This is a genomic window from Dyella acidisoli (assembly GCF_030160295.1).
In the GTDB taxonomy this organism is placed as follows: Bacteria; Pseudomonadota; Gammaproteobacteria; order Xanthomonadales; family Rhodanobacteraceae; genus Dyella_B; species Dyella_B acidisoli.
On record NZ_BSOB01000017.1, the window covers coordinates 269,205 to 286,299 of the forward strand.

Below are 17,095 nucleotides of genomic sequence, written 5' to 3' on the forward strand. Positions count from 1 at the left end.
GCGAAAGCTGGAATCCAGTGCCTCTCCACCCCAAAAGTCGCTGGATTCCAGCTTTCGCTGGAATGACGGGTGTTAGATCCCTGGTGGCTGAAACATACTTAAGTTCGGAGCATTGCCCCCAACCTTCCCCCGCAAGCAGGGGGAGGGGCACCAGCAAGGCATCGACATGAGCACAGCGATAGCGATGCTTGCTGCCCTATTGCTTGATCGCCTCCTGGGCGAACCACGTCGCGCGCATCCGTTGGTCGCATTCGGCCGCATGGCCAGCTGGATCGAACAACACATGCATGCGGATCGACGCGGAAAAGGTGTGCTCGCATGGATGCTTGCCGTGCTGCCATGCGTGCTGCTAACGCAAGCCGCGCAGCAATACGTGCCAACATGGTTGGCTTGGTGCATCGCCGTGATCGTGTTGTATGCAGCGATCGGGTTGCGCAGTCTTGGAGAACATGCGCGACCCGTCGCCGAGGCGTTGCAGAATGATGATCTCGATGCCGCACGCGCGGCAGTCGGACGCATGGTCAGCCGCGACACCGCTGCACTAAATGCGCAACAAGTTGCCGCAGCAGCCACCGAATCCGTGTTGGAAAACGGCAACGATGCCGTATTCGGCGCCTTGTTCTGGTTCGCCATGCTGGGTGCGCCTGGCGCTGTGCTGTATCGCCTGGCCAATACGCTGGATGCCATGTGGGGTTATCGCACGCCGCGTTACGAGCGTTTCGGCTGGGCCGCGGCGCGTATCGACGACGTGCTGAACTTTTTGCCTGCGCGTCTCACTGCGTTTACCTACGCGCTATGTGGCCACTTCGAAGGTGCCGTTCGCTGCTGGTACGCGCAGGCGCCGCAATGGGACAGTCCCAATGCCGGTCCGGTGATGGCTGCAGGTGCAGGTGCGTTGCACGTGAAATTGGGCGGCGCGGCGCCTTATCACGGTGTGTGGGAAGCTCGGCCGGAGCTCGGCAGCGGCGATCCGCCCAGCGCCGATGCCATCCATCGTGCTTTGAGTCTGCTGCAGCGTGGCGTCGTCATATGGCTGGCGGTTGCTTTATTGCTGGGCTTGGCAATGCAGGGAGGCACGCATGCTTGAGCATGGCGGTCGCCTGCGGCAGGCAGCGCGCGACCACGGTATTCCGTTGGAGCAATGGCTGGATTTGTCCACGGGCATCAGTCCATTCGGTTGGCCGGTGCCGTCTGTTCCCGCATCGGTGTGGCGGCGACTGCCTGAAGAGGACGATGGGTTGATTGAAGCCGCTTGTGCTTATTACGAAGCGGCTCATGTATTGCCGGTGGCGGGTTCACAAGCCGCGATTCAAGCGCTGCCTTTGCTTCGGCCGACATCACGCGTGGGCGTCATTGCACCTGGCTATGCCGAGCATGCACACGCGTGGCGACGCGCTGGTCATCAGGTCACAACGCAGGCTGCCGATGCACTGCTTGCCAACTTGGCATCATTGGACGTGCTGGTGCTGATTCATCCGAATAATCCTGGCGGTGAACGATTCGATGCCGAAGCGTTACTGCGTGTGCATGCAGAACTCGCACGGCGTGGTGGCTGGCTGGTGATTGATGAGGCTTTCATCGACGTTGCGCCCGAGCAAAGCGTGTGCCGATATGCCGATCGCGAAGGGCTGATCGTGTTGCGGTCCGTAGGCAAGTTTTTCGGCTTGGCTGGCGTACGAGCGGGTTTTGTCTGCGCATCGCCGAGCATGCTCCGGGCTCTGCGGGAGCAGCTTGGTCCATGGACCTTGAGCGGGCCGTCGCGCTACGTAGTACAGCAGGCGCTGGCCGATCGCGCGTGGCAGGCACAAGCGCGTGTCCGCTTGCTGCAAACCAGTGAGCGTCTTGCAGCGTTGCTTTCCAGGCACGCATGGCATCCCACGGCAGGCTGCGGCTTGTTTCAGTGGTGTTGCCGCGATGACGCTTCGCGAGTACACCAGGCACTGGCGCGGCACGGCATTCTCACGCGCCTGTTCGAGACACCTTCCAGTCTGCGCTTCGGTCTGCCGCCTGACGATGCTGCGTTCGAACGCCTCGACCGCGCGTTGCAGGAGGCAATGCAATGACCGCGCGCGTGTTGATGGTGCAAGGCTGCACGTCCGATGCGGGCAAAAGTACGCTGGTGACCGCATTGTGCCGCTGGGCGCTTCGCCGAGGCTTGCGTGTGGCGCCGTTCAAGCCGCAGAACATGGCTTTGAATTCAGCCGTTACGGTGGATGGTGGCGAGATCGGCCGAGCGCAGGCGGTACAGGCGCAAGCGTGCGGGCTTGAGCCGCGTATCGATTTCAATCCGATCCTGCTCAAGCCCAATAGCGACGTCGGCGCGCAGGTGATCGTGCATGGCCATCCCGTTGCAAATATGGATGCGCGTGACTACCACGACTACAAGCGCCGCGCGTTCGACGCGGTGATGGCCTCCCATCAACGTCTAGTGGATGGCTATGACGCGGTGATCGTCGAAGGCGCGGGCAGTCCTGCCGAAATCAATCTGCGCGATCGCGACATCGCCAATATGGGTTATGCGGAAGCGGTGGATTGTCCGGTGATTTTGGTGGCGGATATCGATCGCGGTGGCGTGTTCGCGCATCTGGTCGGTACGCTGGCGCTGCTGTCGCCCAGTGAACGTGCACGCATAGCGGGCTCCGTGATCAATCGGTTTCGCGGAGATCTTGCGTTGCTGCAGTCAGGACTCGATTGGCTGGAGCGTGAAACCGGCAAGCCGGTGCTCGGCGTGCTGCCCTATCTGCATGGTCTGCATCTGGAGGCCGAGGATGCGTTGCCGCGCGAACGCATGGACAAGTCACGCGCACGGCTGCGTGTTGCTGTGCCAGCCTTGCCGCGGATCAGCAATCACACCGATTTCGATGCGCTGCGCGCGCACCCTGATATCGATTTGCATATCGTCGGACCCAACGAACCGCCATCTGCGTGCGACCTGATCATTCTTCCCGGCTCAAAATCCACCCGCGCGGACCTTGCATGGTTGCGAGAGCAGGGCTGGGATCGCGCGATCGAGCGGCATCTACGGTATGGCGGCAAGCTGCTGGGTATCTGCGGCGGTTTGCAAATGCTCGGGCAGGTTGTGCACGATCCACAGGGTATCGAGGGCGCACAGGGTTCCAGCGAAGGACTGGGCTGGCTCGACATGGAAACCACCTTGCAGGCACACAAACAGCTTCATCGCGTGAAGGGCCGCTTGGCATTCGCGGATGCTCGTGTGGAGGGTTATGAAATCCATTGTGGTACCAGCAACGGCGCTGCCTTGAAGAATGCGTTTGCGCAGCTCGATGACGGACGCAGCGATGGCGCCATCTCGATGGACGGTCAGATCATGGGCAGCTATTTGCATGGCCTGTTCGACGATCCGCAGGCGCTATCCGCCTTGCTGCGCTGGGCGGGTTTGCAGGATGCCGTCACCGTCGACGTGCGAGCCTTGCGGGAAAGCAGTATCGAACGTTTGGCGGATGCGGTGGACATACACTTGAACACGCGCTTGCTCGAACAGTGGCTGGGAATGACTGCATGCGTACCTTGATCCTCGGCGGCGCCCGCTCGGGCAAAAGCGCGTTGGCGGAGCGGCTGGCAGTCGACAGCGGGCGGGAGGTCGTCTACATCGCCACCGCGCAAGCGGGTGATGCGGAAATGGCAGCGCGTATCGCGCATCATCGTGCTTGCCGGCCACAGCAGTGGCTGTGCGTGGAAGAGCCGCTGCATCTTGCCGACGTATTGCATAAATATGCACGGGAAGATCGCTGCATGCTGGTCGATTGCCTTACGCTATGGCTCAGCAACCTGCTTGGCGATCCCGACATGCAAGGTTTCGAGCGCGAGCGTGATCGACTCCTCAGCGTGCTGCCTGGTCTTCCTGGCGATGTACTGATGGTCAGCAACGAAGTCGGCCTCGGTATCGTGCCGATGGGTGAATTGACGCGCCGTTTCGTGGATGAAGCCGGGCGTCTGCATCAAGCTATTGCTGCGGTCAGCGAACGTGTCGTGTTCGTAGCCGCCGGTTTACCTCTTGCTCTCAAAGGAACGCTCCCATGAGTCTTGACTGGCTTTCTTCGCCATGTGCTCAGCCGAATACCGCACTGGCCGAGTCGGCGCGCGCGCACCAATCGCAATTGACCAAGCCGCCCGGCTCGCTCGGTGCGCTGGAAGCGGTGGCGATCCAGCTCGCTTCATTGCAGGGCACATCAAAGCCCGCAGTAGATCGCGTGTGGATCAGCGTGTTTGCCGCCGACCACGGCGTAGCGGAGGAGGGTGTTTCCGCGTTTCCGCAAGTGGTCACTGGTGAAATGGTGCGCAACTTCGCCACCGGCGGTGCAGCGATCAGCGTGCTGGCACGCTGCCTGGATGCGAAGCTGGATGTAGTGAATCTCGGTACGGTCAACGATCCGGGCGACATTCCGGGCGTGCGCCGCGCGATCATCGCCCCGTCCACCGCGAACTTTTGTCATGGGCCGGCGATGACGGAAGCGCAACTGGAAGCGGCGCTCGACATCGGCGCGGAGAGCGCACGCGCTGCGCTGAAATCGGAGGCGCAGCTTTTCATCGGTGGCGAAATGGGTATTGCGAATACAACTGCAGCCGCTGCGTTGGCGAGCGCGTTGCTCGAGGAACCGCCATCGTGTCTCGCTGGTGCGGGTACCGGGCTCAACGCTGCAGGTATCCAGCACAAGGTGAGTGTGCTGGAACGTGCCTTGGAACAGCACGTCACAGCAGAGACAGCGTTGGAACGATTGCGTTGTCTGGGTGGTTTCGAGATCGCTGCACTGACCGGTGCGTATGTGGCCGCGGCACAGTCGGGCATGCCGGTGTTGGTCGATGGTTTCATTGCCACTACGGCAGCACTGGTTGCTGTGTCGATTCAACCGGACGTGCGGCCGTGGTTGTTGTTCGCGCATCGCTCGAAGGAGCACGGTCATGTGCGTTTGCTGAGGGCGCTGGAAGCGGAACCGCTGATTGATCTGGGGTTGCGCCTGGGCGAAGCCAGCGGTGCCGCTACCGCGGTGCCGTTGTTGCGTCTCGCATGCGCCCTGCACAACGGCATGGCGACGTTCGAGCAGGCGGGTGTATCTACTGCATGAGTACGTGCATTGAATTATTGCGCCACGGCGACACCGCGCAGCGCAGCTATCGCGGGCAGCTTGATGATGCGCTGAGCGAACTGGGCTGGTCGCAACTGCGTGCAGCAGTACAAGGACGCATGTGGGACTGCATCGTGTCGTCCTCGTTGCAACGTTGCGCTGCATTTGCGCACGAGTTGTCGCAAGCGCGCGGCTTACCGTTACGTATCGACGCGAGGCTTGCCGAATACCACTTCGGCACTTGGCAGGGCATGCCGATCGAGCGCATTGCCGAAGAGCAGGGCGATGCGTTGGCGCGATTCTGGGCCGATCCGGTGAAGTATCCGCCGCCGGGCGCGGAGACTTTCGAGGCGTTTCGCGAGCGGTTGTGCGCAGCGCTCGATGACATTGCGATGCAGACGGCAGGGCAGCGTGTGCTAGTCATCACGCACGGTGGTGCGATCCGTCTGCTGCGTTGCCGAGTGGAACAGCGCAGCTATGGCGACATGGCGAGTATCGAAGTGCCGCATGCTTCGCTACATCCTGTGTCCTGGCCGGTAGCGGTTACGGCGTGATGCGTGCGCTGCTGGTGGCGATCGGCTTTCTCACCCGGCTGCCGGTGCCGGCTTATGCATACGACGATGTGCGCGCCAAGGCGGCCTCGCTGGTCTGGTATCCGCTGGTTGGTGTGTTGATCGGTCTACTGTTGGGTGTGCTGGCGTGGTTGTTGCGCGACACGTCGACCATGCTGTCCTCTGCTTTGCTAGTGACGGCGTGGGTGGCGGTGACGGGAGCACTGCATCTGGATGGGCTGGCCGACAGTGCCGACGCGTGGATCGGCGGCATGGGCGATCGCGAGAAAACCCTGGCGATCATGAAGGATCCGCGCAGCGGACCCGCTGGCGTGGTGGCGCTGGTGCTGACATTGCTGCTGAAGTTCGCCGCGTTGGCGAGCCTGGGGCCCGCTCCGTGGGCGGCAGTGCTGTTGGCGCCCTTGCTGTCACGAGCCAGCCTCGTGGCGCTGTTTCTCACTACGCCGTATGTGCGAAGCGGCGGGTTGGGCACGGCCTTGGTGGATGCGCCTCGCCGAGCATGCGTGATCGCATTGATGGTGACCGTGGCGGTGTGCATGCCGTTCGGCGGGCGGGGGCTGCTGGTGCTGGTGTTGGCGGCGGCGGTGTTCGGCTTGTGGCGGCATGCCTGCCTGAACCGGCTTGGCGGCTGCACGGGCGACACCGCCGGAGCGCTGGCCGAAATGGTGGAGGTAGCGGTGCTGGTGGGTTTGGCCTTACGCTGAGCGCCGGCCAACGTGTTGTAGTGGCCTTTCCGTCCCGATAATCAGCCGCGGCCATCGGCCCCGATGGCGTTTGCGTAGCCCTTCCCTATGCCTATTTACGAATTCCAATGCAACGCCTGCGGTCATCGTTTCGACCGCTTGCAGAAAATTTCCGACCCCGATCCTTCCACGTGCCCTGACTGTGGCGCCCCGCAAGTGCAGCGGCAGATCAGCGCGCCGCAGTTCCGTTTGGCGGGCGGCGGCTGGTACGAAACCGACTTCAAGAAAGACGGTGACAAGAAGCGAAATCTCGCCGGAGATGCCAGCACCAGCACGTCGTCGGAAAAGAGTTCCAGTCCGTCACCCGCCCCTGCGCCGGCTCCAGCCCCGTCTGCCGCGTCGAACGATTGAGCGTGGATTGCCATGAACGTATGCGTTCCCTCACGGCCGTCATTCCCGCGAAAGCGGGAATCCACTTTGCTCTGATGTATCCATGAAAATGGATTCCCGCTTTCGCGGGAATGACGGCTCCCCTGAGGACCTTCCACCACGGCAGATGCCGATGCGCTGATGATCATTGGGGTACTGCACGGCGGGATGCCGTGGGGAATGCTAAGATTCCGAGCCTTTTCCACGCTGATTCGCCGCCCTGGCGGCACGGAGCATCAAGCGCATGCGCACGCATTACTGCGGCCTCATCAATGAGTCGCTGGTCGGCCAGACCGTCACCCTGTGCGGCTGGGTCAACACCCTTCGCCTGCAGAGCCACGTCGCCTTCGTCGATCTGCGCGACCATGAGGGCATCGCCCAGGTAGTGATCGAGCGCGAGAACGCAGATGCTTTCGCAGTAGCCGGCGAGCTGGGTTACGAATACTGCGTGCGCGTCACGGGCAGCATTCGCAAGCGCCTGTCGGCCAACGACAAGCTGAAGACCGGCACGGTGGAGCTGCTGGCCGAGAAGGTGGAGATTCTCAACGCTGCGAAGGATTTGCCGTTCGCGCTGCACGAGAACCCCAACGAGGACATGCGGATGACGTACCGCTACCTCGACCTGCGCCGCCCCGAGATGCAGCACATGATGCGTACGCGCATCAAGCTGGTGCAGGCGTTGCGCCGTTATCTGGATGCGCGCGGTTTTCAGGACATCGAAACGCCCATCCTCACCAAGGCTACGCCGGAAGGCGCGCGCGATTACCTGGTGCCCAGCCGTGTGCATCCGGGTCAGTTCTATGCGCTGCCGCAGTCGCCGCAGCTGTTCAAGCAGATCCTGATGATGGCCGGTTTCGACCGTTACTATCAGATCGCGCGCTGCTTCCGTGACGAAGACTTGCGCGCCGACCGCCAGCCGGAATTCACTCAGCTCGATATGGAATTCGCCTTCGTGCAGGAGCGCGATGTGCAGGATTTCGTCGAAGCGATGATCCGCCATATCTTCAAGGAAGTGGTCGGCGTGGAATTGGCCGAATCGTTCCCACGCATGACCTGGGACGAGGCGATGCGCCGTTACGGTTCCGACAAACCCGACCTGCGCATCACGCTGGAATTGGTCGACGTAGCGGATCTGCTCAAGCACGTGGAATTCAAGGTGTTTGCCGAACCGGCCAACGATCCGGCCGGCCGCGTGGCTGCGCTGCGCTTGCCTGGCGGTGCCACGCTCAGCCGCAAGGAAATTGATCAACTCACTGAATACGTGGCCAAGTACGGCGCGAAGGGGTTGGCGTGGATCAAGGTGGAAGACCTCGCCAAGGGCCGCGAAGGCGTCAATTCGCCGGTGGCGAAGTTCCTCGATGATGCCGCGCTGGATGCCGTGCTCAAGGCGACTGGCGCGCAATCGGGTGACATGGTGTTCCTGGGCGCGGGCAAGTGGAAAGCCGTCACCGACTTCATGGGCGCGCTGCGCTTGAAGGTGGCCAAGGATCGCGGCCTGGTGGAAAACAGCTGGAAACCGCTGTGGGTGACTGACTTCCCGATGTTCGAGTATGACGAGGAAGAAAAACGTTTCGTCGCCCTGCATCACCCATTTACTGGTCCGAAGGTGGATGACATCGCCGATCTGCGCGCCAATGCAGCGATTGCGGTGAGCCGCGGCTATGACATGGTGCTCAACGGCAACGAAATCGGCGGCGGTTCGATCCGTATCCATCGCCCGGACATGCAAAGCGCAGTGTTCGAGTTGCTCGGCATCGGCGCAGAAGAAGCCGAGATGAAGTTCGGCTTCCTGCTCAAGGCGCTGAAGTTCGGCGCGCCGCCGCACGGCGGCATCGCGTTCGGCATCGACCGCGTTGCGGCATTGATGGCGGGCACCGAATCGATCCGCGACGTGATTGCGTTCCCGAAGACCACCAGCGCGCAGGATCTGATGACGGATGCGCCGTCTGTAGTGAGCGAGCCGCAGTTGAAAGAACTGCATGTCGCGGTGGCGGTCACAGAAAAAGCGAAAAGCTGAGCTGGCGATGCCATGCCTCAATCACGGCATGGCATCCTGCCTGCTGCTTTGTAGTGCTTTGATTTCATGACCGAACACGTCATCTTGCTGCACGGCCTTTGGATGCGCGGTTTCGCGCTGGGCCTGCTGCATCGCCGTCTGATGGAAGAGGGCTTTCGCCTCCATCGCTTCGACTACATGAGCGTGGCGGCGACGCAGGAGCACATCCTGGGTCGGCTGCATGCGAGCATGCTCGATTACGCGCCCGGGCCGGTGCATCTCGTCGGCCATAGCCTGGGCGGTCTGCTTGCTTTGCGTGCTTGCTTGGCAGCGAACGATCTGCCGCCTGGCCGCATCGTCTGTCTCGGTTCACCGCTGAAGGGTAGTGCCGCGGCGCGTGCCTTCGCCCGCCTTGGGCGCGGCGGCGAGGTGCTGCTAGGCCATAACCGCGCGTTGCTGGAACTGGGGCTGGAAGCCTGGAAAGGTCCACGCGAAGTGGGCGTGATCGCCGGCCGCATGCCGATCGGCCTGGGCGCTATGCTCAGCCCCATTCCTGGCGAGCACGACGGCACTGTGGCGGTGGAAGAAACCGTGCTGCCCGGGCTGGCTGCTCATTGCGTGGTCGAAACCAGCCATACGGGGCTGCTGTTTTCGGCGGAAGTGGCGCGGTTGACGGCCAACTTCCTGCGCGAGGGGAGCTTTGGCTCCCTCTCTCCTTTGTAATTTGTGGGAAAACCTCGGGCTCGTCGCCCCGGCGAAGGCCGGGGCCCAGTGTCTTGATGGGCCAACGAAGTCGCTGGGCCCCGGCCTTCGCCGGGGCGACGAGGGCCAAGTTTTTTTCCGTGACTTCGGGAGGAGAGAAGGAGAGCGATGGCGCAATGCAGTAAAATCTCCCGCTTTCCACTTTCAAACCCAAGCCAGGTATCCCTATGGGTAGAGGCCCGTCCATCGAAGGTCGCAAGAATGCCGAAGACGCCAAGCGCGCCAAGGTGTTCACCAAGCTGATCCGCGAAATCACCGTTGCCACGCGAGCCGGCGTGCCCGACCCCGCGCTCAATCCGCGCCTGCGCACGGCCGTGGACAAGGCGCTGACCGCCAACATGTCCAAGGACACCATCGAACGCGCGATCAAGCGCGGCTCCGGTGCCGATGGCGGCGCGAAGATGGAAGAACTGCGCTATGAAGGTTATGGCCCGGGCGGCATCGCGCTGATCATCGAATGCTTCACCGACAACACCGTCCGCACGGTGGCCGACGTGCGCCACGCGCTCACCAAGCACGGCGGCAATTTGGGCACCAGCGGTTCGGTGGCGTTCCAGTTCACGCGCTGCGGTGAGCTGGCGTTCTCCACCGGCGGCGATGAGGCGAAGGAAGAAAAGATCCTGGAAGCCGCACTCGATGCGGGCGCCGACGATGTGGTCAACGAGAACGGCGAAAGCACGGTGCTCTGTGCACCCGAAAACTTCGAAGCCGTGCAGCAGAAGCTGATCGAAGCCGGCCTCGATGCGCAGCATGCGGGTGTGGTGATGCGTCCGAACAATCGCACTGCCGTGTCGGGTGAAATACTCGAAACGCTCAACGATCTGCTCGAAAAACTCGATGGCCTCGACGACGTGAGCGAGGTTTATCACAACGCGTTGCTGCCGGCCGAGTGACGGGCTTTCGAGCCACCTCTCCATGATCCGTATCATCGGCATCGATCCTGGCAGCCAGCGTACGGGCATCGGCATCGTGGATGTCGATGCTGCTGGCAAGCTGTCGCACGTTTTTCATGCTGCTCTAGTCGTGGCTGGCGAAGAGAATTTCACGCTGCGCCTGAAGCGCATCTTCGAAGGCGTGGATGAAATCATTTCGATGCATCGCCCGGTGGAGTGCGGCATTGAGCGCGTATTCATGGCGCGCAATGCCGATTCGGCGCTCAAGCTTGGGCAGGCACGCGGGGCGGCGATCTGCGCAGTAGTGAATCGCGGTATCCCGGTGCACGAATACGCTGCTACCGAAGTGAAGAAATCGGTGGTCGGTGGTGGCCGCAGCGACAAAACGCAGGTACAGCACATGATCGGTGTATTGCTCGGCTTGAAGGGTCCGATCCAGGCGGACGCAGCCGATGCGCTGGCGATTGCCGTCGCGCATGCGCATACCCGTTCCAGTCTCGAACGCGTGGGCATTCCGCGCACGGCATGGAGACGTCGCCGATGATCGGCCGACTCAGAGGTACGCTTATTTCGAAGCAGCCACCGTGGCTGCTGGTGGAAGTGGGTGGCGTGGGTTACGAATTGGAAGCGCCCATGTCCACCATTTACGACCTGCCGCAAACCGGCAAGGAAGTGACGCTGCTCACGCACTACGCGGTGAAGGAAGACAGCGTGGCGCTCTACGGTTTTCTGCATGAATCCGAGCGCACCTCGTTCCGCAATCTGCTGAAAGTCAGCGGCATCGGCGCAAAGACAGCGCTGTCCGTGCTGTCGGGCGTATCCACGCAGGATTTCGCACGGCTGGTGCAGGCGGGCGATGTGGTCGCGCTCACCAAGATTCCAGGCATCGGCAAGAAGACGGCCGAACGCATCGTGGTAGAGCTGCGCGATCGTGTCGACGGTCTTGGCATAAACATGCCGGGTCTCACAGCCGCGCCCGGGGCGCCCGCTGATCCGGCTGCCGAAGCCACCGTGGCGCTGCAACAGCTCGGCTACAAGCCGGCCGAAGTCACTCGGCTCGTACAGAAAGTCGCCGCATCGGGCGACGACGCCGAAACCATCATCCGCAAGGCGCTGCGCGCCGCACTCGGGAGTTGACCGTGGGACAGGAGATTCATCAAGGCTTGAGCGAAGCCGACACCAAGAAACGACTGGCCACTTTGGCGCTAGGCGCCATCGGCGTCGTTTATGGCGATATCGGCACCAGCCCGCTGTACACCCTGCAGACCACGCTGAGTCACGACGGCATGCGTCCTACACCGGAAAGCATCTACGGCGTGCTGTCACTGATTTTCTGGGCACAGATCATCGTGGTGTCGCTGAAGTACGTGGTGTTCATCATGCGCGCCGACAACAAAGGGGAAGGCGGCATCATGGCGCTGATGGCGCTGGCGTTGCGCGGTGTGGGCGGTCAACCGAAACTACGGTGGTTGCTGGCGATTATCGGCATCTTCGGTGCTTCGCTGTTCTATGGCGACGGCGTGATCACGCCGGCCATTTCGGTGCTGTCGGCGGTGGAAGGTGTGAAGGTAGCCGCGCCTGGCTTGGCGCACTGGGTGGTGCCGGTTACGGCGGTGATTTTGTTCTTCCTGTTCGCGCTGCAGCGACATGGCACGGAGCGCGTGGGCAAGCTGTTCGGTCCGGTGATGGTGATCTGGTTCATTACGATCGCGGTGCTCGGCGGACGCATGATTCTGACCGAGCCTCACGTGTTGTACGCGCTCAACCCGTATTATGGTTTGAGCTTCTTCATGACGCACGGCATGCAAGGGTTTGTCGCGTTGGGCGGCGTAGTGCTGGCCCTCACCGGCGCCGAGGCGCTGTATGCGGATATGGGCCACTTCGGCAAGCAGCCGATCCGGCTCGCATGGTTCAACTTCGTGCTTCCAGCGTTGGTGCTCAATTACTTCGGACAAGGCGCCTTGCTGCTGCATGATCCCAGCGCCATCGACAATCCGTTCTTCAAGACTGTGCCGTCGATGTTGCTGTATCCGATGATCGCGCTGGCCACGGTGGCGACGGTGATCGCTTCGCAAGCAGTGATCTCCGGCGCGTTCTCGATGACGCGTGAGGCGATGACGCTGGGTTATTCGATGCGCATGCCGGTGGTGCATACCTCGCGCGAGATGTCCGGCCAGATCTTCGTGCCGTGGATCAACGCGTTCCTGTTGGTGATGGTGCTGGTGGCGGTGCTTGGTTTCCGCAGCTCCGACAGCCTGAGCGCGGCCTACGGCATCGCGGTGACCGGCACGATGACCATCACGACCGTGCTGGCGCTGTTCGTGGCGCGTCACCGGTGGGGATGGAGCCTTCCACTCCTGTGGATCGTGGGCGCGATCCTGTTGACCATCGACATCTCCTTCTTCGCCGCCAACCTGATCAAGGTGGAATACGGCGGCTGGTTCCCGCTGGTGCTGGGTTTGGCCGTGTTTGTGGTGATGACCACTTGGCGCCGTGGACGCGAGCTGGTGGTACGTGAGATCAAGCAGGGTGGTCTGGCGCTATCGCCGTTCATCGAGAACATCACCGAACATCCGCCGCTACGTGTGCCCGGTACCGCCGTATTCCTCACTGCCAATCAGAGTGCTGTACCGCACGCGTTGCTGCACAACCTAAAGCACAACAAAGTGCTGCACGATCGCAACGTGATGCTCACGGTGGAGGTGCTGGAAGCCCCCTTTGCCGACCGCGAAGAACGCATTCACTTGTCACCGCTAGGCAGCGATTTCTACGGCTTGGCAGTGCGCTTCGGCTTTGCGGAGGATCCGAACATTCCACTTGTGCTGTCCAAGTGCGCCAAGGTGGGCCTGCCGTTCGATCTGATGGACACCACCTTCTTCCTTTCGCGCGAGAACATCGTTGCCGATAAACGCCGTCCTGGCATGGCGCTGTGGCGTGATCGCCTGTTCGCTTTCATGTCGCGCAATGCATTGCCGGCTACGGCGTTCTTCCAGATTCCGGGTAATCGATTGATCGAGCTGGGGACGCAAGTGGAGATTTGAGGGAGCAGGGCGCGCTGTTCGCCCTTGGAACCTCACTCTCAGCCATAATCGCCGTATGTCCGATCACCGCATCATTACCGCTGCCTCCCAGCTCGACGACGAAGCGCTGGAGGCCTCGATACGCCCGAAGCGGCTCAACGAGTATCTCGGCCAGCAGGCGGTGCGCGAGCAGCTGTCGATTTACATCGAGGCGGCGAAGAGACGTGGCGGTGCGTTGGACCACGTGCTGATCTTCGGTCCGCCAGGTCTGGGCAAAACGACGTTGAGCCATGTGATTGCCAACGAGTTGGGTGTAAACATCCGCTCCACCTCGGGCCCGGTGCTGGAGCGTGCGGGTGATCTGGCGGCGCTGCTCACCAATCTCGAAAAGAACGACGTGCTGTTCGTCGACGAGATCCATCGTCTCTCTCCGGTGGTCGAGGAAGTGCTCTATCCGGCGATGGAGGATTTCCAGATCGACATCATGATCGGCGAAGGTCCGGCCGCGCGTTCGATCAAGCTGGACTTGCCGCCCTTTACCTTGATTGGTGCGACGACGCGCGCGGGTCTGCTGACTGCGCCTCTTCGCGATCGCTTCGGCATCGTGCAACGCCTGGAGTTCTATTCGCCGGACGAACTCACTGCGATCGTGCGTCGCTCGGCGCGCATTCTCGGCATTCCTTGTGAAGTGGATGGTGCGCAGGAGATCGCACGCCGCTCACGCGGCACACCGCGTATCGCCAACCGCCTGCTGCGCCGTGTGCGCGACTACGCCGAAGTGCGTGCCGACGGACACATCACTCTCGATGCCGCGCGAGCCGCGATGAATATGCTCAAGGTCGATGCCGAAGGTTTCGACGAGCTGGATCGCCGTTTGCTTGCCGTCATCATCGAGAACTTCGATGGCGGTCCGGTGGGCGTGGAGTCGCTGGCTGCCGCGCTTAGCGAAGACCGCGGCACGCTGGAAGACGTAGTCGAGCCGTATCTGATCCAACAGGGTTTTCTGATACGCACCGCACGCGGCCGCATGGCCAGTGCCAAAGCCTGGCGTCACCTCGGCCTCACGCCGCCTCCGCGACAACCGCAGCCGAGCGATCTGTTTGGTGCCAGCGATGTCTGACGTTAAGACATTTAGGTGGCCGGTACGTGTTTACTGGGAAGACACAGACGCCGGCGGGGTGGTGTACCACGCCAGCTACCTGCGTTTCATGGAACGCGCCCGCACGGAGTGGCTGCGCGCCCTGGGCGTGGACCAGATGGCGTTCAAACAGGAGACCGGACTGGCCTTCATGGTGCACCGGATGGAGATCGACTTCCTCAAGCCCGCCCTGCTGGACGATGAACTGCTAGTCACGGTGGAAGTCAAAGAACGTCGTTCAGCCAGTATTCTTTTCGCGCAAACGATCGTCCGGGCGGATGGCACCGTGCTTATCCAGGCGCAGGTCCGCGCGGCATGCGTGGATCTGAAACGGATGCAGCCCGCGCGGATTCCTGAAGACATTGTCGGCCGGATCGATCGCGTTCCAGCCTGATTCAACTATTTACGACATACCCATGTGGTGGAGAACCCCCAAGCCATGAACGGTGGATTGAACGTTTTCGAGATCCTTGCGAGTGCAAGCTTGCCAGTGAAACTGGTGATGCTGGTGTTGGTGATAGGGTCGTTCTTCTCCTGGGTGATCATCCTCCGCAAGTATTCGCAGCTCAAAGCCGCGATGGAGAACGCCGAATCCTTCGAGGAGCGCTTCTGGTCCGGCGCGGATCTGGCGCAGCTGTTCCGCGAAGTGAGCAACAACGGCGGCAACAGCGGCGGCATGGAAAATATCTTCGAGTCGGGCTTTCGCGAATTCGTGCGCCAGCGCCAGCGTCGCAGCACCGACGTGCGCACGGTGATCGAAGGTTCCGAGCGCGCGATGCGTGTGGCCGGCACCAAGGAGATCGGCCTGCTCGAGCGCAATCTGGAATTCCTTGCCAACGTGGGTTCGATCAGCCCGTACGTCGGCCTGTTCGGCACGGTGTGGGGCATCATGGGTGCGTTCCAGGGCCTGGGCGAAATGAAGGACGTCACTATCGCCGTGGTGGCGCCGCACATTTCCGAAGCGCTGATCGCCACCGCCATGGGTTTGTTCGCCGCGATTCCGGCGGTGTGGGCCTACAACCGCTACGCCAACAAGGTCGAACGCGTCGCCTCGCGCTATGAAGTGTTCCAGGAAGAGTTCTCCTCCGTACTGCAGCGCCAGATCCAGACCGACGATAACCACTAAGCGAGGCCGCGATCATGCTCAGCTCCGCGCGCCACAAGCGTTTAAAGCTCAAATCCGAAATCAATGTCGTGCCCTACATCGACGTGATGCTGGTGCTGCTGATCATCTTCATGGTCACCGCGCCCATGCTCAATGCGAACGTCGACGTCAACCTGCCGCAAGCCAATGCCAAGTCGCTGCAGGATAAGAAGGAGCCGGTGATCATCTCAGTCGACACCCAGGGTCACATGTATCTCACCTTGGGCACCAGCAAGAAGGAACCGATCGAAGCGGATGCGCTGAAGGTCAAGGTCGGTGCGTTCGTAAAACAGAATCCTGATGTAAGCGTGCTGGTCGCGGGCGATCGTGACGGCAAGTATGACGGTGTATATCAGGTACTGGCCTTGTTGCAGCAGGCCGGTGTGGCCAAGGTCGGTTTGATGAGTGCGCCGGAGTCGGGCAATCCGAATGGACGACCGTAACGCCAAGGGCACTCCGCTCGCGGTCGCGCTATCGGCCGTTCTCCATCTGGGTATCGTCGCCTTCCTGTTCCTGGCGATGTTGCCCTGCACGTCGTACGAAAAATTCCTCACTGAGCTGCATCTGCCGAACCCGATCACTTGCACGCCGCCACCGCTGCAGCTAAGCGGTCCGGTGATCGAAGCCACACTGCTCGGCAATACGGCCGCGCCGCCGCCGAAGTCGGAGAAAGTGAAGCCGGTGCCCAACACTGTGCCACCACCGCCGTCGGTGCCGCCGCCTCCGCCGCCACCGATCGAACAGCCGAAGGTGAGTCAATTGCCGCCACCACCCGAGCATCCGGATGTGGTGGATCAGGAGCGCGTGGTGCAGGAAGGTCTGCAGAAGGCCGAGAACGCCAAGAAAGAACAGGAAGAAAAGCAGCGCCAGCGTCAAGCCGAATTGGACGCCCAGGCGGCTAAAAAGAAGGCCGAGCAGGAGAAGGTGGATGAGCTGTTCAAGCAGCTCGACAATGCTTCGGCGCAGACACAGAAGGCGGACAGCAAAGCCAACCAGGCGAAAAAGCAGCTCGCGGATCTGAAAAACGCGCAGGCTAACGGCATGGAGAATCTGCCGAACGCGGACCAGCGCCAGACGGGCAACAACTCCAACAGCACGCTGCTTTCGCAATATATGGCGGCGATTCAGAACGCCGTCACGCAGAATTGGATCAGGCCGGATAACATGCCTAACGCTCCATGCGTGGTCCACATCGTGCAGATTCCCGGTGGCAATGTGCTGAGCGCCAAAGCATCACCTAACTGCCCTTACGATGCAGCTGGCAAGAAATCCGTCGAGGATGCCGTGCTGCGCGCGCAGCCGCTGCCCTATCAGGGCTTCGAAAGCGTGTTCCACCGCGACATCGACTTCACCTTCATTCCGCAGTGAGCTAGC

Annotated in this window: 19 protein-coding genes; all 19 read left to right on the forward strand. The window is 61.6% G+C overall.

Annotation, left to right across the window (positions count from 1 at the left end; genetic code table 11):
- The first annotated feature begins 166 nt into the window (after nucleotides 1-166).
- The 19 genes from cbiB to tolA all read left to right on the forward strand — a co-directional run bounded on the left by cbiB (nucleotide 167) and on the right by tolA (nucleotide 17,089).
- Nucleotides 167-1,087 (forward strand): adenosylcobinamide-phosphate synthase CbiB, encoded by a 921-nt coding sequence (gene cbiB / locus QQJ86_RS10445; RefSeq protein ID WP_284320877.1) that lies wholly within the window; start codon nucleotides 167-169, stop codon nucleotides 1,085-1,087.
- Nucleotides 1,080-2,063 (forward strand): threonine-phosphate decarboxylase CobD, encoded by a 984-nt coding sequence (gene cobD / locus QQJ86_RS10450; protein WP_284320878.1) that lies wholly within the window; start codon nucleotides 1,080-1,082, stop codon nucleotides 2,061-2,063. Before cbiB ends, cobD begins: the two co-directional genes overlap by 8 nt.
- Nucleotides 2,060-3,532, forward strand: coding sequence for a cobyric acid synthase (locus QQJ86_RS10455; RefSeq protein WP_284320879.1), 1,473 nt, complete (start codon nucleotides 2,060-2,062; stop codon nucleotides 3,530-3,532). Before cobD ends, QQJ86_RS10455 begins: the two co-directional genes overlap by 4 nt.
- Nucleotides 3,520-4,041, forward strand: coding sequence for a bifunctional adenosylcobinamide kinase/adenosylcobinamide-phosphate guanylyltransferase (gene cobU / locus QQJ86_RS10460; protein WP_284320880.1), 522 nt, complete (start codon nucleotides 3,520-3,522; stop codon nucleotides 4,039-4,041). Before QQJ86_RS10455 ends, cobU begins: the two co-directional genes overlap by 13 nt.
- Complete coding sequence (gene cobT, locus QQJ86_RS10465) at nucleotides 4,038-5,084, forward strand: nicotinate-nucleotide--dimethylbenzimidazole phosphoribosyltransferase (protein ID WP_284320881.1); 1,047 nt, start codon at nucleotides 4,038-4,040, stop codon at nucleotides 5,082-5,084. The genes cobU and cobT overlap by 4 nt, the downstream gene beginning before the upstream one ends.
- Entirely contained in the window at nucleotides 5,081-5,638 is a 558-nt protein-coding gene (locus QQJ86_RS10470; protein WP_284320882.1) for a histidine phosphatase family protein, read from the forward strand. The genes cobT and QQJ86_RS10470 overlap by 4 nt, the downstream gene beginning before the upstream one ends.
- Entirely contained in the window at nucleotides 5,635-6,360 is a 726-nt protein-coding gene (locus QQJ86_RS10475; RefSeq protein WP_284320883.1) for an adenosylcobinamide-GDP ribazoletransferase, read from the forward strand. Before QQJ86_RS10470 ends, QQJ86_RS10475 begins: the two co-directional genes overlap by 4 nt.
- Before the next feature lie 87 nt (nucleotides 6,361-6,447).
- Entirely contained in the window at nucleotides 6,448-6,750 is a 303-nt protein-coding gene (locus QQJ86_RS10480) for an FmdB family zinc ribbon protein (RefSeq protein WP_284320884.1), read from the forward strand.
- Nucleotides 6,751-7,012: 262 nt separating this feature from the next.
- Nucleotides 7,013-8,785 (forward strand): aspartate--tRNA ligase, encoded by a 1,773-nt coding sequence (gene aspS, locus QQJ86_RS10485; protein WP_284320885.1) that lies wholly within the window; start codon nucleotides 7,013-7,015, stop codon nucleotides 8,783-8,785.
- A 66-nt stretch (nucleotides 8,786-8,851) separates the two neighbouring features.
- The gene (locus QQJ86_RS10490) at nucleotides 8,852-9,487 is read left to right on the forward strand and encodes an esterase/lipase family protein (protein WP_284320886.1); all 636 of its coding nucleotides are present in this window, start codon (nucleotides 8,852-8,854) and stop codon (nucleotides 9,485-9,487) included.
- A 206-nt stretch (nucleotides 9,488-9,693) separates the two neighbouring features.
- The gene (locus QQJ86_RS10495; RefSeq protein WP_284320887.1) at nucleotides 9,694-10,419 is read left to right on the forward strand and encodes a YebC/PmpR family DNA-binding transcriptional regulator; all 726 of its coding nucleotides are present in this window, start codon (nucleotides 9,694-9,696) and stop codon (nucleotides 10,417-10,419) included.
- 22 nt (nucleotides 10,420-10,441) lie between these two features.
- Nucleotides 10,442-10,963: a crossover junction endodeoxyribonuclease RuvC gene (gene ruvC, locus QQJ86_RS10500; protein WP_284320888.1), complete on the forward strand. Its 522-nt coding sequence runs from the start codon at nucleotides 10,442-10,444 to the stop codon at nucleotides 10,961-10,963.
- Nucleotides 10,960-11,556 (forward strand): Holliday junction branch migration protein RuvA, encoded by a 597-nt coding sequence (gene ruvA, locus QQJ86_RS10505; protein WP_284320889.1) that lies wholly within the window; start codon nucleotides 10,960-10,962, stop codon nucleotides 11,554-11,556. Before ruvC ends, ruvA begins: the two co-directional genes overlap by 4 nt.
- A gap of 2 nt (nucleotides 11,557-11,558) precedes the next feature.
- Nucleotides 11,559-13,460 carry a potassium transporter Kup gene (locus QQJ86_RS10510; RefSeq protein ID WP_284320890.1) on the forward strand — a complete coding sequence of 634 codons (1,902 nt, stop codon included), beginning with the start codon at nucleotides 11,559-11,561 and terminating at the stop codon, nucleotides 13,458-13,460.
- Nucleotides 13,461-13,515: 55 nt separating this feature from the next.
- Nucleotides 13,516-14,559 (forward strand): Holliday junction branch migration DNA helicase RuvB, encoded by a 1,044-nt coding sequence (gene ruvB, locus QQJ86_RS10515; protein ID WP_284320891.1) that lies wholly within the window; start codon nucleotides 13,516-13,518, stop codon nucleotides 14,557-14,559.
- Nucleotides 14,552-14,971 carry a tol-pal system-associated acyl-CoA thioesterase gene (gene ybgC / locus QQJ86_RS10520; protein WP_284320892.1) on the forward strand — a complete coding sequence of 140 codons (420 nt, stop codon included), beginning with the start codon at nucleotides 14,552-14,554 and terminating at the stop codon, nucleotides 14,969-14,971. Before ruvB ends, ybgC begins: the two co-directional genes overlap by 8 nt.
- 45 nt (nucleotides 14,972-15,016) lie before the next feature.
- Nucleotides 15,017-15,703: a protein TolQ gene (tolQ, locus tag QQJ86_RS10525; RefSeq protein ID WP_284320893.1), complete on the forward strand. Its 687-nt coding sequence runs from the start codon at nucleotides 15,017-15,019 to the stop codon at nucleotides 15,701-15,703.
- A gap of 14 nt (nucleotides 15,704-15,717) precedes the next feature.
- A complete protein-coding gene (tolR, locus tag QQJ86_RS10530) occupies nucleotides 15,718-16,164 on the forward strand; it encodes a protein TolR (RefSeq protein WP_284320894.1) in 447 nt (148 codons plus the stop codon).
- Nucleotides 16,151-17,089, forward strand: coding sequence for a cell envelope integrity protein TolA (gene tolA, locus QQJ86_RS10535; protein ID WP_284320895.1), 939 nt, complete (start codon nucleotides 16,151-16,153; stop codon nucleotides 17,087-17,089). The genes tolR and tolA overlap by 14 nt, the downstream gene beginning before the upstream one ends.
- The last annotated feature ends 6 nt before the right edge of the window (nucleotides 17,090-17,095 follow it).

What these genes read in the sequence shown, in the direction of transcription:
- cbiB (WP_284320877.1), top strand. Translation starts at nt 167, where the DNA reads ATGAGCACAGCGATAGCGATGCTTGCTGCCCTATTGCTTGATCGCCTC.
- cobD (WP_284320878.1), top strand. Translation starts at nt 1,080, where the DNA reads ATGCTTGAGCATGGCGGTCGCCTGCGGCAGGCAGCGCGCGACCACGGT.
- QQJ86_RS10455 (WP_284320879.1), top strand. Translation starts at nt 2,060, where the DNA reads ATGACCGCGCGCGTGTTGATGGTGCAAGGCTGCACGTCCGATGCGGGC.
- cobU (WP_284320880.1), top strand. Translation starts at nt 3,520, where the DNA reads ATGCGTACCTTGATCCTCGGCGGCGCCCGCTCGGGCAAAAGCGCGTTG.
- cobT (WP_284320881.1), top strand. Translation starts at nt 4,038, where the DNA reads ATGAGTCTTGACTGGCTTTCTTCGCCATGTGCTCAGCCGAATACCGCA.
- QQJ86_RS10470 (WP_284320882.1), top strand. Translation starts at nt 5,081, where the DNA reads ATGAGTACGTGCATTGAATTATTGCGCCACGGCGACACCGCGCAGCGC.
- QQJ86_RS10480 (WP_284320884.1), top strand. Translation starts at nt 6,448, where the DNA reads ATGCCTATTTACGAATTCCAATGCAACGCCTGCGGTCATCGTTTCGAC.
- aspS (WP_284320885.1), top strand. Translation starts at nt 7,013, where the DNA reads ATGCGCACGCATTACTGCGGCCTCATCAATGAGTCGCTGGTCGGCCAG.
- QQJ86_RS10490 (WP_284320886.1), top strand. Translation starts at nt 8,852, where the DNA reads ATGACCGAACACGTCATCTTGCTGCACGGCCTTTGGATGCGCGGTTTC.
- QQJ86_RS10495 (WP_284320887.1), top strand. Translation starts at nt 9,694, where the DNA reads ATGGGTAGAGGCCCGTCCATCGAAGGTCGCAAGAATGCCGAAGACGCC.
- ruvC (WP_284320888.1), top strand. Translation starts at nt 10,442, where the DNA reads ATGATCCGTATCATCGGCATCGATCCTGGCAGCCAGCGTACGGGCATC.
- ruvA (WP_284320889.1), top strand. Translation starts at nt 10,960, where the DNA reads ATGATCGGCCGACTCAGAGGTACGCTTATTTCGAAGCAGCCACCGTGG.
- ruvB (WP_284320891.1), top strand. Translation starts at nt 13,516, where the DNA reads ATGTCCGATCACCGCATCATTACCGCTGCCTCCCAGCTCGACGACGAA.
- ybgC (WP_284320892.1), top strand. Translation starts at nt 14,552, where the DNA reads ATGTCTGACGTTAAGACATTTAGGTGGCCGGTACGTGTTTACTGGGAA.
- tolQ (WP_284320893.1), top strand. Translation starts at nt 15,017, where the DNA reads ATGAACGGTGGATTGAACGTTTTCGAGATCCTTGCGAGTGCAAGCTTG.
- tolR (WP_284320894.1), top strand. Translation starts at nt 15,718, where the DNA reads ATGCTCAGCTCCGCGCGCCACAAGCGTTTAAAGCTCAAATCCGAAATC.
- tolA (WP_284320895.1), top strand. Translation starts at nt 16,151, where the DNA reads ATGGACGACCGTAACGCCAAGGGCACTCCGCTCGCGGTCGCGCTATCG.